This is a genomic window from Pseudomonadota bacterium (genome assembly GCA_039028935.1).
Classification (GTDB): Bacteria; Pseudomonadota; Gammaproteobacteria; order Steroidobacterales; family SZUA-146; genus SZUA-146.
On record JBCCHD010000006.1, the window covers coordinates 1 to 16,793 of the forward strand.

Annotated in this window: 18 protein-coding genes and 1 tRNA gene; 3 read left to right on the plus strand and 16 right to left on the minus strand. The window is 56.1% G+C overall.

What is annotated here, in order from left to right:
• From AAF465_04330 to hisIE, 3 genes are all read left to right on the plus strand, one after another.
• A partial coding sequence (locus tag AAF465_04330) for a 1-(5-phosphoribosyl)-5-[(5-phosphoribosylamino)methylideneamino] imidazole-4-carboxamide isomerase (GenBank protein ID MEM7081937.1) occupies positions 1-639 on the plus strand: 639 nt, incomplete at its 5' end.
• Positions 621-1,388 (plus strand): imidazole glycerol phosphate synthase subunit HisF, encoded by a 768-nt coding sequence (gene hisF / locus AAF465_04335; GenBank protein MEM7081938.1) that lies wholly within the window; start codon positions 621-623, stop codon positions 1,386-1,388. The genes AAF465_04330 and hisF, both read left to right, overlap by 19 nt.
• Entirely contained in the window at positions 1,385-2,017 is a 633-nt protein-coding gene (gene hisIE, locus AAF465_04340) for a bifunctional phosphoribosyl-AMP cyclohydrolase/phosphoribosyl-ATP diphosphatase HisIE (protein ID MEM7081939.1), read from the plus strand. Before hisF ends, hisIE begins: the two co-directional genes overlap by 4 nt.
• 13 nt (positions 2,018-2,030) lie before the next feature.
• Here hisIE and AAF465_04345 read toward each other — a convergent pair whose 3' ends face one another.
• The 16 genes from AAF465_04345 to ruvC form a co-directional block, all read right to left on the minus strand.
• The gene (locus AAF465_04345) at positions 2,031-2,762 is read right to left on the minus strand and encodes a pyridoxine 5'-phosphate synthase (protein MEM7081940.1); all 732 of its coding nucleotides are present in this window, start codon (positions 2,760-2,762) and stop codon (positions 2,031-2,033) included.
• A gap of 210 nt (positions 2,763-2,972) precedes the next feature.
• Positions 2,973-4,211 carry an ammonium transporter gene (locus AAF465_04350; protein ID MEM7081941.1) on the minus strand — a complete coding sequence of 413 codons (1,239 nt, stop codon included), beginning with the start codon at positions 4,209-4,211 and terminating at the stop codon, positions 2,973-2,975.
• Positions 4,212-4,772: 561 nt separating this feature from the next.
• Positions 4,773-4,848, minus strand: a tRNA-Lys gene (locus AAF465_04355).
• A gap of 62 nt (positions 4,849-4,910) precedes the next feature.
• Positions 4,911-5,594: a 7-cyano-7-deazaguanine synthase QueC gene (queC, locus tag AAF465_04360; protein MEM7081942.1), complete on the minus strand. Its 684-nt coding sequence runs from the start codon at positions 5,592-5,594 to the stop codon at positions 4,911-4,913.
• Between the two features lie 205 nt (positions 5,595-5,799).
• Positions 5,800-7,962, minus strand: coding sequence for an FG-GAP repeat protein (locus AAF465_04365; GenBank protein ID MEM7081943.1), 2,163 nt, complete (start codon positions 7,960-7,962; stop codon positions 5,800-5,802).
• Positions 7,963-8,211: 249 nt separating this feature from the next.
• Complete coding sequence (gene queE, locus AAF465_04370) at positions 8,212-8,877, minus strand: 7-carboxy-7-deazaguanine synthase QueE (protein ID MEM7081944.1); 666 nt, start codon at positions 8,875-8,877, stop codon at positions 8,212-8,214.
• A 40-nt stretch (positions 8,878-8,917) separates the two neighbouring features.
• Entirely contained in the window at positions 8,918-9,679 is a 762-nt protein-coding gene (gene ybgF, locus AAF465_04375) for a tol-pal system protein YbgF (GenBank protein ID MEM7081945.1), read from the minus strand.
• An 81-nt stretch (positions 9,680-9,760) separates the two neighbouring features.
• On the minus strand, positions 9,761-10,291 hold the full coding sequence (gene pal / locus AAF465_04380) for a peptidoglycan-associated lipoprotein Pal (GenBank protein ID MEM7081946.1): 531 nt from the start codon (positions 10,289-10,291) through the stop codon (positions 9,761-9,763).
• Between the two features lie 112 nt (positions 10,292-10,403).
• Positions 10,404-11,711 (minus strand): Tol-Pal system beta propeller repeat protein TolB, encoded by a 1,308-nt coding sequence (gene tolB, locus AAF465_04385; protein ID MEM7081947.1) that lies wholly within the window; start codon positions 11,709-11,711, stop codon positions 10,404-10,406.
• A 178-nt stretch (positions 11,712-11,889) separates the two neighbouring features.
• Positions 11,890-12,897 (minus strand): cell envelope integrity protein TolA, encoded by a 1,008-nt coding sequence (tolA, locus tag AAF465_04390; protein ID MEM7081948.1) that lies wholly within the window; start codon positions 12,895-12,897, stop codon positions 11,890-11,892.
• 62 nt (positions 12,898-12,959) lie between these two features.
• Complete coding sequence (tolR, locus tag AAF465_04395; protein ID MEM7081949.1) at positions 12,960-13,406, minus strand: protein TolR; 447 nt, start codon at positions 13,404-13,406, stop codon at positions 12,960-12,962.
• A gap of 9 nt (positions 13,407-13,415) precedes the next feature.
• The gene (gene tolQ / locus AAF465_04400) at positions 13,416-14,099 is read right to left on the minus strand and encodes a protein TolQ (GenBank protein ID MEM7081950.1); all 684 of its coding nucleotides are present in this window, start codon (positions 14,097-14,099) and stop codon (positions 13,416-13,418) included.
• 27 nt (positions 14,100-14,126) lie between these two features.
• Positions 14,127-14,519 (minus strand): YbgC/FadM family acyl-CoA thioesterase, encoded by a 393-nt coding sequence (locus AAF465_04405; protein ID MEM7081951.1) that lies wholly within the window; start codon positions 14,517-14,519, stop codon positions 14,127-14,129.
• A 107-nt stretch (positions 14,520-14,626) separates the two neighbouring features.
• Complete coding sequence (gene ruvB, locus AAF465_04410) at positions 14,627-15,676, minus strand: Holliday junction branch migration DNA helicase RuvB (GenBank protein ID MEM7081952.1); 1,050 nt, start codon at positions 15,674-15,676, stop codon at positions 14,627-14,629.
• 30 nt (positions 15,677-15,706) lie between these two features.
• Positions 15,707-16,279: a Holliday junction branch migration protein RuvA gene (gene ruvA, locus AAF465_04415; protein MEM7081953.1), complete on the minus strand. Its 573-nt coding sequence runs from the start codon at positions 16,277-16,279 to the stop codon at positions 15,707-15,709.
• On the minus strand, positions 16,276-16,782 hold the full coding sequence (gene ruvC, locus AAF465_04420) for a crossover junction endodeoxyribonuclease RuvC (GenBank protein ID MEM7081954.1): 507 nt from the start codon (positions 16,780-16,782) through the stop codon (positions 16,276-16,278). The genes ruvA and ruvC overlap by 4 nt, the downstream gene beginning before the upstream one ends.
• Between the last annotated feature and the right edge of the window lie 11 nt (positions 16,783-16,793).

Genomic DNA, 16,793 nt, shown 5'->3' on the forward strand with positions numbered 1-16,793 from the left:
ACACTGGCCAAGCGCTATGCGGTCGCGGGCAGTTCATGGCTACATGTGGTCAACCTTGATGGCGCGCGAGAAGGCGGCACAATCGACTATGCTCTGCTTCGATCACTGTGCCAAATTCACGGCCTGCATGTGCAGTGCGGGGGTGGATTGCGCTCTGCTCAGAGCATTCAGCGTGCATTACAGATCGGCGTCGAGCGCGCCGTTGTGGGCAGCCTGGTCGTGAGTGATCCAGGTGCGCTCAAAACGTGCTTAAGCGATTACGGCGCCGAACACATCACGCTAGCCCTGGATGTTCGAATCGTTGACGGCGAGCCGCGTTTGGCCATTAACGGTTGGCAGGAACAATCAACGGTCACCCTGTGGGCAACGCTCGACGAGTACGCCAATCTGGGCCTAAGCGATGTGTTGTGCACGGACATCTCGCGCGATGGCGCCATGCAGGGACCCAATGTTGAACTGTATGCTGAATGTGTTGAACGGTATCCGCAGATCGACTTTCAAGCGTCAGGCGGCGTTCGAGGCATTGATGATCTTCACGCACTCAGCGACGCCGGCGTCGCTGGCGCAATTGTGGGTCGCGCACTCTACCAACGCCCGAAACTACTCGAAGAGGCACGGTCATTCTTGCCAAACGCATAGTTCCCTGCCTCGATGTGAAAGATCAGCAGGTGGTAAAGGGTGTCGCCTTTCGAAATCACGAGGTGGTCGGTGACATTGTCGAGCTCGCCAAATACTACAGCGACGAAGGCGCCGACGAACTCGTTTTTTATGACATCACGGCAAGCCCGGCCGGTCGATCGGTATCGCTCGACTGGATTGAGCGTGTCGCTCGTGTGATTAACATTCCTTTTTGTGTTGCCGGTGGCATTCGCTCCGTCGAGGCGGCCGAGCGTGTGCTCAATCATGGCGCCGATAAAATTTCGATCAATACGCCCGCACTTGAAGACCCCGACTTAATTGACGCGCTTGCCACGCGGTTTGGTTCGCAGTGCGTCGTGGTTGGCATCGACAGTCATCTGATCGATCACACCTATAGCGTCTATAAAAACACCGGCGATCCGTCGCGGACTGAACAGGTTTCACGTGACAGCGGCGAGTGGCTGGATGAGGTTCAAGCACGTGGCGCAGGTGAAGTGGTTCTTAACTGCATGAGCCATGATGGGGCGCGCACTGGCTTTGACATCGAGCAGCTAACGGCCATGCGTGCGCGCTGCGCTGTGCCACTCATCGCGTCAGGCGGCGCTGGTACAAAGCAGCACTTTGCCGATGTGTTTAATCAATGTGATGTCTCCGGCGCGCTCGCCGCCAGTGTGTTTCACAAAAAGCAAATCCGAATTGCGGATCTAAAATCTTTTCTCTCGAAAAACAGCGTGACCATACGATCATGAATACCGACCTACCAACACTCGACTGGGAAAAAATGAACGGCCTGATTCCGGCCGTCGTGACACACTATCTGACCGGCAAGGTGCTCATGGTGGCATGGTGCAACGAAACCGCCGTGCAACACACACTGGAATCCGGTGACGTGACGTTTTACAGCCGAAGCCGACAAGCGCTGTGGACGAAGGGCGAGACGTCGGGACACACGCTCAAACTTGTCTCGCTGCGCACCGACTGTGACCGGGACACGCTGCTTATCGATGCGCTTCCGGCCGGACCCGTTTGCCATACGGGCACGTCCACATGTTTTGATACGCCCAATCCCCTGACTGGCGCCGGATTTCTGGGCGAACTCGAACGCATTATCGACGAGCGTAAGCGCGCGCCGGCCGAGGGCAGTTATACCGCGCGACTATTGTCACAGGGCCACGCCAAAGTGGCTCAAAAGGTGGGCGAGGAAGGTGTGGAAGTGGCACTTGCCGGCGTACAGTCCGATCGCGCGGCGCTGATTGGCGAGAGCGCCGATCTGGTGTATCACCTGCTGGTCTTACTGTCGGCCCACGAGGTGCCCTTTGACGCCGTACTCAGCGAACTCAACCGTCGTCATACACAACCCCGCGAGCGCTCCGCGTGAACGTCGACTGTTCCTACAAGCAGTCGAGGTAGCGCTTTACGGTCTCTGACAAGCCATACTGGAGCGCATCCGAGATCAAGGCGTGTCCGATCGACACTTCGAGAATGCCTGGAATCTGCAAGAAATCACCTAAGTTTAGACGATTCAGATCGTGGCCCGCGTTCACGCCCAAGCCAATTTCTTGGGCGGCAGCGGCCGCCGCGGCGTATCGACTTAAGACTTTATCGTGATCCGACGTGTTGTGCGCGATGGCGTAGTCTTCGGTGTACAACTCCACACGGTCTGCACCCAGTCGCTTGACCAGCTCCAGTTCGTCCGAATCGGGGTCCATAAACAAACTCACGCGGCACCCTAACTCTTTGAGGTCGCCGATCGCACGTTCAAGGCGATCCCGGTGACGGGCAACGCGCCAACCCTGGTTCGATGTAATTTGATCAACACTGTCGGGCACCAGCGTGGCCTGCGCGGGTCGCACTTCTCTGACGAGTGATAAAAACCCAGGATAGTCGCCCAGCGCACCCTCAAAGGGGTTGCCTTCAATGTTGTATTCCACGGTTACCGCATCCGCAATCGCCCGTACATCATCCGGCCGGATGTGTCGAAGATCGGGTCTTGGGTGTACGGTGATGCCGTGCGCTCCCTGATCGATGATGGTTTGCACAGCCCACAAAATATCGGGATCGTTGCCCCCACGCGCGTTGCGCAACCAGGCAATTTTGTTGACGTTTACACTCAGCGCGGTCATGCCCGAAGCATAGCCCAAAAAGAGAGCGAGTACCTCACTCAACCCATGAGAAATTGTGATGCGAGCAACGCCTCTTTATCCTCAGCGTCCGCGATGCCACACGCGCCCTAAATGCGCCTCACACCACCCCGCGACGCGGGTAGGCGTCGCGGGGCGATGTGACGAAACGCGCCAGCTCTTCGGCACGCGTAATGATTGGATAGCGATCGCTTACAGCTCGTAGCCGCGCTCACCATGAAGCGCAAGGTCGAGACCTTCCGTTTCGTTTTCGTCCGAAACGCGAAGGGGTATGACAAAGCCGATCAATTTCAATAGCACCCAGGTCAACACCCCACACCAAACCAACGTTGCAAGACAGCCGATGGCCTGAACGCCCAGCTGACTGCCAATCGAGACGCCTTCATCTAAACCCAGTCCTCCGAAGACCTTGGCGGAGAACACCGCCGTGAGTAACGTCCCTAAAAACCCGCCTACTCCGTGCACTGGAAACACGTCAAGCGAGTCGTCGATCTCGAGTTTTCGCTTGATGAATTGGGTCGCGAAGTAACACACGACCCCCGCGGATAAGCCGATCGCCATGGCGCCCATCGGTCCCACATAGCCTGACGCTGGCGTGATGGTGCCGAGTCCGGCCACCATGCCGGTCACAATGCCGAGCACGCTGGGCTTGCCGTGGCGGATCCATTCCATCGCCATCCACGCCAACGACCCGCCAGCTGCACCCAAGTGCGTCACCAACATGGCCATGCCCGCACCATACCCCGCCGTCAGCGCACTGCCGGCATTAAAGCCAAACCAGCCCACCCAAAGCATCGCTGCCCCGGTGACGGTCATGGGCAAATTGTGCGGTGGCATCGGTTTGCGCGGGAACCCACGACGATTTCCGATCATGAGCGCCGCCACTAGGGCAGCCACCCCGGCGTTGATGTGCACCACTGCACCACCGGCGAAATCGCGAAAGCCCATTTCCGCGAGCCAGCCACCACCCCATACCCAGTGGGCCACCGGAATGTACACAACAAACAGCCAAAGGACTGAAAACAGAAGCAGCGCGGAAAAACGCATACGCTCGGCCACCGCACCGACAATCAGAGCAGGCGTAATCACCGCAAAGGTCATCTGAAACATCACAAATACGGTTTCAGGAATCGAGCCAGACGGCGTTTCCAACCCCACACCGTTCAGAAAGGCCTTCGCCAAATCACCGATGTACGCGCCGGAACCTGAAAACGTCAGCGAATAGCCGGCAAGGACCCACGCGAACGACATCACGCAACACAACGCAAAACACTGCATGAGTAACGATAAAATGTTGTGATTGCGAACAAGGCCACCATAAAACAACGCCAGCCCGGGCAACGTCATAAAGAGCACCAATGCGGACGACGTCAGCATCCAGGCGGTGTCACCACTGTCAATTCCGGCGTCCGCCATAACTGCGATCGGCATGGCGGCCAGCCCCATAAGAAAAACTTTTAACCCTCTATTCACCGCGATCCCCATTTGGTCTGCACACAAAAAGAGCGCCGATTGTGGTCAATTGATGCCACTGCATCAAGTTGGGGCGGTTATTCCGGGCCGCGTCTTTTTGGGTCAACATTCTGCACCAATATAGTGCGTTATTAAAGTCGAACTCACCTTAATACTAGCTGCTTATGCGCTGTAATTGCTTACTTTGTTTGATTCGATTATGTGAGTGTGTCGACAGATCGAAAATCCGCTGGATGACTGCACCAAATCGGGGACTTCAAGAGCGCTATGTCAGTGCGCACACTGCGCACCGGTGCCCTGCGTGCGCATGATGATTCGGTTAATACCGACTAATTTTGACCGACCGTCTTACGGTAAGCGCGCCGAGCGAGGTACCTGTGCGGTCGCAGGTAAGGGTGCGACCGCTTCGCGACATGGCCCGTATTGGTCGTCACACGCCGAAAGGCAGAATGGGCCGATTAGGGCACCCAGGCCGGCTGAATACTGAGACGAGTTTGGGAGGGAGAAAGCGAGACGAAATGGTGGGCCGTGTTGGGCTCGAACCAACGACCAACGGATTAAAAGTCCGGTGCTCTACCAACTGAGCTAACGGCCCGTTTCGCTTCAGAGAGCGGCATAATACCCCACTTTGGGTAAAAAACAAGACGATTCGGAGACTTATCGATAGCGCGTTGGGTCGCTCACCCCAGCATCCACAAACCCTTGTTTCCGCAAGCGACACGAGTCACACACACCACATGCCGCGCCGTCTTCGCTTGCCTGATAACACGAAACGGTCAGCGCGTAGTCCACGCCCAAGGCCATGCCGCGCTGAATGATCTGTGCCTTAGTAAGATCGATTAGCGGCGCCTCGATTTTTACCGACTGGCCCTCGACAGCCGCTTTGGTCGCCACATTCGCAAGCCGCTCAAATGCCGTAATGAATTCAGGTCGACAGTCCGGATAACCTGAGTAGTCAACGGCGTTTGCACCGATATAAATGTGCTGTGCATCCAGCGTCTCCGCATAGCCTAGCGCCAGCGCCAACAATACCGTGTTGCGGGCCGGTACATACGTAATCGGGATTCCCGTCGCCTCCTGCTCCGGGACCGCGATTGACGCCTCAGTCAACGCTGAGCCACCAATTGCGGTAAGGTCCACGCCGACCACCTTGTGACCGCTCACCGAAAACGCTCGTGCCAATGCTCGTGCCGCGTTGAGTTCAGCTCGATGTCGTTGGCCGTAATCCACCGACATCGCGAAGCACTCGTGTCCAGCATCTGAGGCCATCGCGAGGGCTGTCGCCGAATCCAGGCCACCCGAAAGCAGCACAACCGCGCGAGGAATATTGGATGAAGTCATTGATGTTACCCCCACCTGAGTGCAGGTAAGACTAACGCCATTTTGTCCGCATGTCCCGACCTAATAAAAAGCGGTATTAGAAAACAATACGAACAGATAGAACGTCGAAATGTAGAATCAAAGGAGCGAATTCTGGAACCACTCAATGAGTGAGACGCCACTTAGACAAACATGTTCGGGTAACACCCTTGGAACACTGCTCTTTCTAGGGCGCCGCGCCGCTTGGCCCTGGCGGCTGTTGAAAATAGTTGGCTAGAATCGAAAAATCGACAAAATTGAGCGTACCATCGCCATCGAGATCAAGATCACCCGAGCTATTCATACCAAAGCTCGGCGTCCAGGCGACAATGTCAAGAAAGTTCACAACCCCATTGTTATCGAAATCCGGATCGCATTGGTTCCCAAAGCCATCACCGTTGGTATCGCGCTGATCCGCATTTGCGACCGTCGTGCAGTTATCCAGCGAGTCGATGACGCCGTCCGAATCAACATCCGACAGCTGCGCATCGAGAGCATAAGTATACGCAAGCCCATTCGGATTGACGCCCCACGCGCCAACCACCGCATCTGAGCCACTTAGGGCAAGGCTACTCGCATAGTTATCGCCGTTTTCGGCATCTTCAGCATTAAATTTCTGCACCTCCGACCAGCTCCCATTAACGAGATTAAAGAGGTAGAACGCGCCAGTAGAAACCGACACATCATCACCACCAACAGGCGTACCAATGATAAGAGTGTCTCCGTCAAATCCGATGGAGCGACCAAATTGATTACCGTTTTGACCATCAGACGCGGTGATTTTTGACGATTCAATCCAGTTGGACCCACTGCCGGTAAAACTGTAAACCGTTCCCCCAAGCATATCTGGACTCACATTATTAGTGTTTCCGTAAAACAGCGACCCTGCTCGAAGCACCACGCTGCTAATACCGGCACCCTGCGTTAGCGGCGCATCACTAGCGACCAGATTGGCCTGTTGACTCCAGACGTCCGCCACACGCGCAAACACGTAAATGGAACCTGTAGATTCACCATTTTCGTCAGTTCTCGACGTAATCGCGAGTGAATCTTGATCCAAACTGACATCCCGACCGAACTGTGCATTTTCGGATGGCGTAGTGGCGACCAATTTTTGCTGTTCTGTCCAAACACCATCTGTACGTGTAAACACGTAAACCGCACCCACGTTTTGCATGAGGCTCGGCGACTCTTCTAGCCGGGCGCCCACAACGAGTGTGTCGCCGTCTAATGACAACGACGTTCCAAATGCATCCCCAAGGCCCGCACTGTCGGCGTCGCTCGCCACCAGCACTTGTTGCTCGACCCATGTGTCACCTTGACGTGCATACACATACACAAAACCACAGTTCATGAATGCGCCAACGCCTTCGCATTGAGATTCCGCACCAACCGCGATCGTGTCATTGTCTACTGCAACAGTAAGCCCGTAACTTAATTCGCCCTCAATAACTTGCTGCTCGGTCCAATATCCACCTGTATTGACAAAGACAGTGACGTAACCATTAGCCCCGACGACGGAAGTATCGCCATCAATCGCTACATCGATCCCATATCCCTGTCCACTCGATGGGAAAGGATTGCGAAGTGTTGTAATCGGTGCGGGCATCGGCGTAATGGTTTCGGTCATCAAAACGCCTGAGTTCGATTCGAACGTGACACCCTCTGGCAAGACAAATCGTGTAATCAAAGAATCACGGAAATCGATGGTGCCTCCAAAAGAGCCGCCGACTCCGGTCGAAACCGTGAGACCGTATACCTGGCCCGCATTGACCGTGGTATCAAGAACGATCTGATCAAATGGCAGCGCCAAGTCTCGAATACCTCGGCTGACGGTCGCGCCGTTAAAGTTAATGGTTGAATTCCAAAATGAACCACCTGCCACGCAACTTAAATCACCATTAAAGCAATCAATCAAACCTGCCGTGTCCATCACAATTTGAATGTCTGCTGACGTTTCGCCGTTAGGAAAATTAAAACACACATAGTCAGAAAAATTACCGCCAGCACCGGCGTAGGAATTTGTAGCGGTGGGCGACGTGGTAACGAAAAAACCGATCGCGCCGGTCCGCAAACTTGCCGAGGCGATGGCTTGAGAATTATTGGCAAAGCCCGTATCAAGCGAAAAGAATTCGGAATCCTGTGGATCGCCGCCAGAAGCTGTGCTGTTGAAGCTAAGCACAACCGGGTCCGGCTGATTAAGTGCACCCGCTTGTACACCACCGGTTAGGTAGCTGGCGCCAACAAACCCTGGATCCGGATCACACTGACCCAGCGCAGTGAGTTGGCAAAACAACAACCCAATTACAAGCAAACTTCGCTGCAACACCATATTTTGTCCCCCAGACATATTCTTGTTATTGACCCAGCTTACTGAGTCTTGAACGTCATTTGCAATGCCCCATTTCCGCCGGTTCGCCGTAACGACGACCATAGAATCCTAGATAGTTGAGAGAGCTCACAATTTTCGACTGGGCCGTTGACATTTTGGTGGCGTTCTAACGCATTAAGTCAATCCAAACACACCGTTGACGCCATTGAGCCGTACCCACACTCCAAATATTAGAGCGCTGCATAACACGACGTTGCGTCTTCTTGTCTAACGCCCCGGTTCGTCGTCCCATAGAATTTTGTGCAGCTGCAACTGGAATCTCACTGGCAAGGCATCAGCGACGATCCAATCGGCTAACTGCTGATGCGGAAGTTGATTAAAGCTCGCAGAAAACCACACGGTGCTCCGATCGGTGAGATTATGCCTCTCGATAAACGCCACGGACCAGTCATAGTCGTTGCGGTCACAAATCACGAACTTAATTTGGTCGTGAGGCGAAATGAAATCAAGATTCTCGAGTCGGTTGCGCGATTCTTCACGTGATCCCGGTGTTTTAACATCGAGCACCTTGCTACAGCGCGGGTCGACACGGCTGACGTCCATCGCACCGGAAGTCTCCAGTGACACCTTGAAGCCTTCGTCGCACAGCCGAGAGATTAGGCCGATCACGTTTTGTTGTGCGAGCGGCTCGCCGCCCGTCACGCATACATGGCGGACACCAAATTGATTAACCCGATCGAGTATCTCGTCGAACCCATGCCACTCACCGCCGTGAAACGCGTACTCCGTGTCGCAGTACTGACAGCGCAATGGACAACCGGTCAGACGCACGAACACCGTCGGCCAGCCGGCATCGAGCGCCTCGCCTTGCAGTGAACAGAAGATTTCGGTCAGGCGCAAACGTTGCGCCGCCGGCAGGTCGTCGCGTTGCATTCGTATCTCGGTTGCCTGATGCGCCACCGCGGCGCGTTGATTAGCGGCCTTCGCCTGCCATTTGCTGTAGGCGCTGTTGCGCTAAGCGTGCCGGCGTGGTGTCCGGATAATTGGCAACAACCGCCTCCAGTGCGCTGCGGGCTTCGCCATAGGCACCCAGCTCATATTGACAGTAGCCGGCTTTCATCCAGGCATCCGCCACTTTGGCACTGTTTGGAAAGTCTGTAATGACCTTTTGAAACTGAGCTAAGGCCGACTCGAAATCGCCCGTGACGTAGTGTGCTTCGGCCAACCAAAAGTTCGCGTTGTCGGCAAACGTGCTGCCTGGGTAATTTGTCGTGAACTCGCTAAACGCCGTTTTCGCTTCGTCGTAGCGCCCGTTCTTCAAAAGATCAAACGCCGCTTCGTAGCTTTGGCGATCAGATCCCGCCGCGAAAGCCGAGTTAGCGCCCGCAACATTGACACTCGGGAAAGCGCCTCGTCCCTGCTCCAACTTGGCAATACGACCATCAAGGTCCAAATACTGCGTGCGTTGGCGCTTGGCCACGGCTTCGTTCTCAAATTGCACCTGCTCCGCCGTACCCCGCACCGAGCGCATGTCTTCTTTTAACTGATCAAGCTGGCCTTGCAGCCCCACGAGACTTTGGTTATTCACCACCCGCTCGATCGCCACCAGTCGGTCTTCAAGCTCATTGAGTTTGAGTAGAACCGGATCGGGTTCGGGCGTGGTGGCGCAGCCGCCGAGTGCGAGTGTGGTGCCTAATGTAAGCGCGGTCAGTAAACGGGTTGCACGGTATGGCATGACAAATCCTGTCGTCGAATCTTAAAAACAAACAAAGCGCCAGAGCTCGCGAGAACTCTGGCGCTTTTCAATCTCAATCGATTAGTTGTACACCAACTCAACGCGGCGGTTGAGTTGCCATGACGATTCGGTGTGACCGGAATCGAGCGGCTTCTCTTCGCCATAGCTGATCGTGGACAACTGATCGGCACCCGCGCCTTGGAGCGCGAGGTTGCGACGGACCGTTTGGGCGCGACGCTCGCCAAGACCAATGTTGTACTCTCGCGAACCGCGCTCATCGGCGTGGCCCTCGAGTCGCAATTTCGATCCTGGGTTTTCTCGCAGGAAGCGTGCGTGTGCGGCCACCACTTTCTGATCTTCAGGGCGCAAGTCGCTGCGGTCGAAGTCGAAAAAGAGTGTACGAATTTTAAGCAATTCCTCGTAGGAATTCGGGTCAACCGGCTTAGGCTCGGCGGGCTTGGCCACTTGCGGTGCTGGTTTCGGCGCCGGTTTCGGCTTCGGCTTCATGACCTGTGGTTCGGGCGCGGGCTCCTCGACCACCTGTTGGGTCGACTGACACCCGAACAGCGCGACTGAAAGGACCAGTACCAGGCTTGCGATTTTCGTGTTCATGTAGTTACTCCAATTTGGTGGATCGAGTCATGTGCCCCCCATGGACGCGCTGACCGCCAAACACCGACACATTATAGTGATATTTCAGCTAAAAAATAGGATTGTTACGTGCTTAATTGGTTTCGAGCGGAAACGGCGACCAGACCGGTTCCCGCACCGACGTGCCTTTCGAATTCAACTCTCGCTTCACCTGCCCGTCGGACGATACGGTCGCGAGCCCGCCGAGACGTCCCCGGCTGGTCGCATAGATCAGCACCGCCCCGTTGGGCGCGATGCTGGGCGATTCATCCAAACGCCCATCACTGAGCAGGGTCAGGCCACCGGTGATCAGATCAACTCGGCCAATTTGATACTGTCCGTCATTCTCATGAACGACTGCCAGACTCCGCCCGTCCGGCGCCACACGCGGGCGCGCGTTGTAACGGCCCTCAAATGTAATTCGACTGGGGTTGCCCCCGGCGACCGGCACCGAATAGATCTGCGGGCCGCCGCTACGATCGGAATTGAAGTATAAAGTCTGCCCGTCCATTGACCAGGCGGGTTCCGTATCAATGGCACTCGAGCGGGTAATTCGATTGAGTTCTTGGGTATTCAAGTCCAGCGTATACACATCCAGATTGCCCGTTCGGCTCGACAACGTCAGCGCCAGCATTTGACCGTCGGGTGAAAAGGCCGGCGCGCCGTTGACGCCTTGTCGCGCCGAGACGCGAGTCGCCGCCCCAGAATAAATATTGCGGATGTAGATCGCCGAGCCGCCTTCCTCAAAAATCACGTAGGCCAGTTGTTCGCTATCGGGTGACCAGGCCGGGGACATAATCGGTTCACGCGCACGCACGACGGTTTTGGCATTCTCGCCATCCGCATCGGCCACGACCAATTCAAAGTCACCCGCCTCAGATTGTGTGACATAGGCGATCCGCGTCGAAAAGATGCCACGCTGACCCAGCAACGCCTCGTAGATTTCGTCGGCGATAAAATGCCCGGCACTGCGCATTCGATCAGCCCGCGCCTTTACGATCTGGCTTGCCAACCGCTCGCGCTTGACCACGTCAAACAGCGAATAGCGAATGTCTACCATGCCACTCTGACTGGGCAGTATTTTGCCGATCACAACAAATTCCACACCCAGCAAACCCCAGTCATCCAGGTCTACTTCGTAGTCGTCAGTGGGTTGCTCCAACATATTACGGCGAGGAAACGGCAGAAAGCGACCGGTGCTCGACAGGTCGTCTTCAATCACCTGGGCCACATCTTCAGCCAGCGCGGTCCCACCTTCCCAGCCAAACGGCACGATTGCGATGGGTGTGGGGTCGGTGACACCCGATGTAATCACGAGCTCCAGCGCGCCTTGGCCGTGACTAATCGATGCCAGCCCCATTAGGTAAATACCCACCAACACCTGTTTCAGTCGTCGCGTCATTCTCTTCACTCTCAATTCGTTCACTGTGGACTCACGTGTGTCCTACTGGTCATACAAGGCACGATCCTGCCGAAATTACACGCCATTCAGGTAGGGCTATTTAGCCACAATCTGCGCCAAAAATCTCAACTTGTCCGGTGCTTTATCTATTCTGCTCAACCACTTGCCGATCACGTAATCACGACTTTGGCTCAAACCGGAACACCAGATTACGCTCAAACAATGTGGGGTCGGCCGGCTCGGGCAGCGGTGAGGCTTTGAAAACCGCATTCTCAATCGATCGCTGCACGACGGCGTCGCCGTTGCATTCAACAATTTCAACCGTCGCCACCTCGCCGCCCGGCAGTTGAGACGCTTTAACTGTGCACGATAAGCCTTCCCCCGCACTGGGTGGGCGGTTCCAGTTCCGCTCAACTTTGGCCACGATCTGCGCGATATATTGAGCGAGCAAGCCGTTATCGACCGCCTCGGTGCGCTGTTGTTCCAACCCCATACTTCGACGCATTTCCTCTTCACGCGCCATCTGCTCCCGCAACTTACGCGCCGCTTCAGCTTGGCGCGCCGCCTCGGCCGCCTTTTCTTTCGCGATGCGTTCGCGCTCTTTACGCGCTTCTTCTGCCTTTTCTTTGGCGATGCGCTCGGCCTCGGCCTTTTCTCGTTCCCGCTGCTCTGCCTCTGCTTTTTCTTGAGCCAACCGCTCGGCTTCGGCCTGTTCTGCCGCCAATCGATCGGCCTCTGCTTTCTCTTTTGCCAAACGCTCCGCGTCGGCGCGTTCTTGTTCGCGTCGTTCGCGCTCGACTCGCGCGGCCTCCTCCGCCTCGGCCTGCTTTTCTCGTGCAATGCGCTCTTGCTCCGCTTGCTGCTCCTCGCGTGCGATTCGTTCCGCCTCCTCACGTTCGCGTTGCTCCGCTCGCGCTTGCGCGTCACGCTGGCGCTGGGCTTCACGCTCCGCTTCTTCTTTGGCCAGGCGCTCACGCTCGAGCTCCGCCGGGGTCGGCCCGTCGGGCTCCTCGAGCGGCACCAAATCGAGTTCACCTGGATCGATCATGACCGCCTCCATGACCGGTCCGGATGGCAGGGGTGGACGCACGGTCGGTCGCAACGATGGCCCAAAGACCATCAATGCTACGAGCGCAGCGTGAAACACGAGCGAGACTACCCAGGCGGTTTTGCTCGGTCCGTTCACGATGGATCTCGTCGGGGTTGTTTCATTGGTGGGGCCCACTCGGTGCGCTCAACGGGATCCGTTTACTCAGGTAGATCCGCTACGCGATCGGGTGGATCGGTGATAAACCCGACTTTTTTAGCGCCAGCGCTCTGCAAGAGAACCATGCCGGCCACCACGTCACCGTAGGCGACGCGATGATCCGCGCGAACCAACACGGGAATGGCCGGGTTAGTGTTCATCACTTTGCGGGCGCGATTGCGCACTTCGAGCTCATCAATAGGCTGATCCTCGTCTTTACCGACGCTCAAATACATGCGGCCGTTGGCATCGATCGACAGGACCAGAGGATCATTGTTGTCCAGCAATTCGTCGCTAATCGGCTCCGCGTCGGCACTCGGCAACTCCACCTCGACGCCCTGCGTCAGGAGCGGCGCCGTCACCATGAAAATGACCAGCAAAACCAGCATCACATCAATATAGGGCACGACGTTAATGTCGCCCATCACCCTGCGTTTACTACGTGCCATCAGAGACTCCTATTGCGCTTTCCGCTGTTGGGCGTAGCGCTGAAGAATGCTGGAAAACTCTTCCATGAAGGTTTCAAACCGACTTTCTAATCGATCGACTTGATCGGCATAGCGGTTATAGGCAATGACGGCTGGGATGGCCGCAAACAACCCCATCGCAGTGGCGATCAAGGCCTCGGAAATACCGGGCGCAACCACCGACAGTGTTGGGTTTTTTATGGCCCCAAGCCCCAGAAACGCGTTCATGATGCCCCACACGGTGCCGAACAAACCCACGTACGGACTTGTCGAGCCCACAGTAGCGAGCGTGGCCAAGTTGTGCTCGAGTCGATCGATTTCTTTTGCCTGTGAGACCCGCATCGCACGCTGACAACCCTCCACAATCTGCGCCGGGATGAGGTTGCTCTCGCCACGCAGTCGCGTGAACTCACCGAAGCCCGCCGCAAAGATCGCCTCCATGCCCTGACTGGATCGGCCGGACCCAGATATGCGCTGATAGATCGTGGTCAGATCACTGCCGGACCAGAACGTTGATTCAAACTCATCGGATATTTCGCGTGACTTTCGGATCAGGCGACTTTTATTCACGATGATTGCCCACGACGCGATCGACGCGAGCAGCAGCGTCGCCATGACAAGCTGCACGACGAAGCTGGCGCCTAGAATAAGATCGAGAATGGAATGATCGTTCATGAGTAGATTCCTAAACGGGTTGAAAGCTTAATCGGTAAACCGAGAGGTATAGTGAAGTGGCATTCGCGCAGGCTTAAGGGTCGATCCTGCCACATGCGCGCACCGGATGCTGGCCTCAAACAATCGGCGTTGATCTGAGTCCCTTTCCACAGTTTGAAAGAACGTGACGCTAGCCCGACCGAACTGTTCGACTGATGTGTTCACGCGTAGTTCGTCACCCAATCGCGCCGGCGCGATGAAGCGCATCGTTGCCGCGGCGACCACAAAGGTGCTTGACGACGAAGCCAGATCATCGAAGATGCCAAGATCAGCCAGCCATTGGGTGCGCGCTCGATCGCAAAACTTCAGATAGTTGGCGTGATACACCACCCCGATCGCATCGGTATCCTCATAATACACTTTAGCCTTAAATATATACATATTTCATAAGGTTATTTGGTATATGTGATGTAATTTAAGAGATAAAGTTTCGTGATGGAAGCGATCCGTCGACGCCATGTCCGTCACGCTGGCCACGACTCAGTGATTCAAGCCGATGGGTCGCCATCCTTAAACAATGGTAAGGAGTCATCGGCGTTGCCCGGTTCCAACCCGAAATGGCGGTAGGCACGTGCGGTCGCGACGCGGCCGCGTGAAGTGCGCATCAAAAAGCCCTGTTGAATAAGATACGGTTCGATCACGTCCTCGATCGTGCCGCGTTCATCACCGATCGCCGCAGCCAAACTCTCGACGCCAACCGGCCCTCCATCAAATTTATCGATCACCGTGCGCAATAGTTTTTGGTCCATGATGTCGAAACCTTGTGGGTCGACCTCGAGCATGTCCAAGGCCGCATTAGCCACCGCTTCCGTAACGCGCCCGTCCCCCTCCACCTCGGCAAAATCACGTACCCGCCGCAGTAGCCGATTGGCGATGCGGGGTGTGCCACGCGAACGGGCCGCGACCGCTGTTGCACCGGCCGCATCCGTGGGCAGCGCGAGAATATCGGCTGATCGCGCAACGATATCAGCCAATTCTGCGGTTTCATAAAACTCCAAACGCTGGACGATGCCGAAACGATCGCGCAAGGGTGAGGTCAGCAAACCCGCACGGGTCGTTGCACCTACCAAGCAAAAGCGCGGTAAGTCGATTTTGATGGACCGCGCCGCTGGCCCCTCCCCGATCATGATGTCGAGCTGGAAGTCTTCCATCGCTGGATACAGCACTTCTTCGATAACCGGGCTTAAGCGATGGATTTCGTCAATAAACAACACGTCACCGGCCTCGAGATTGGTCAGTATGGCAGCCAGATCGCCGGCTTTTTCGAGCACGGGCCCAGAGGTCTGCCGTAAACTCGCCCCCATTTCATTGGCGACGATGTGCGCGAGCGTGGTTTTACCCAAACCCGGGGGACCAAAAATGAGCATGTGGTCGAGCGCTTCATTGCGCTGTCGTGCCGCCTCGATAAACACGCGCATTTGCCGTTTTACACGCCGTTGGCCTACGTATTCCTCGAGGGTACGCGGACGAATCGCGCGCTCAATGGATTGCTCTCCCTCTTCGGGTACCCCGCTGACCAGCCGATCTTGCTCAATCACGACGCCACTCTCCTGCTCGTTTGGGCTTCATCATGCACTGGCTTTGAGCGCCTGACGAATGAGCTCTTCAGTGCTGAGCCCTTCGGTATCCATGTTTTTCAGCATGCGTCGAACTTCCGCTTCTTTGTATCCCAGCGCCTGGAGCGCGCTGACGGCCTCGCTGGTTGCGCTGCCCGTCGTCGCAGTACCACCAAAACTGAGTTTCGCCAGCGGGTCTTTCATTTCCACCAGCAGTCGCTGAGCGGTTTTCTTGCCAATTCCAGGAAGGCGCACCAGCCGATCGACATCGCCGTTGGCGATCGCATCGGCAAACTCGGCAGGCGTAATCCCTGATAACACCGTCATCGCCAGTTTGGGTCCAACGCCAGACACCTTTATTAACGCGCGAAATAAAACTCGGTCTTGGTTAGACGCAAAGGCATACAGCGTGTGCGCGTTTTCACTGACAGCCAAATGAGTAAAAACCGAAACGGTGGCACCGGTTTCGGGCAAGTCATAAAACGTCGACATCGGCGCCAACAGCTCATACCCCACGCCATTGACATCGATCACCAAGTCCGGCGGCTGCTTGAGCGCCAGCGTTCCACGCAAGTAGCCAATCATCGCACAATCCCAGCAGCTCGAGTCTTGGCCACCATGCCACGCGTGTTGGCATGACACACGGCGACCGCCAGCGCATCGGCCGCGTCGGCAGACAAATCGCCTGACAGCTTGAGCAGGTGTTTCATCATGTGCTGCACCTGTTCTTTCGACGCGCCGCCAAATCCGACGGCCGCCTGCTTAATCGCTCTGGGCGTATATTCGTAAATGGCCTCGGCATCCAGGTCATCCAGAATGCGACAGATGGCGGCCGCACGGGCCTGGCCGAGCTTGAGAGCACTGTCGGCATTCTTGCTCACGAAAACCTGCTCAATCGCCGCCTCTGCAGGCTGATAGTCAGCCAGTAATTGCCGTACGCCCTGCCCAATGGTGTGCAGCCGATTGATGTGCGAGCCCTTGGGCGTGCGAATGCAGCCACTGGCCACGTAACGCACCTGGCTACCGCGCACATCAATCACACCATAACCGGTCAGGCGTGAGCCTGGATCAATGCCCAGGATGCGCACCGATTCGGTCA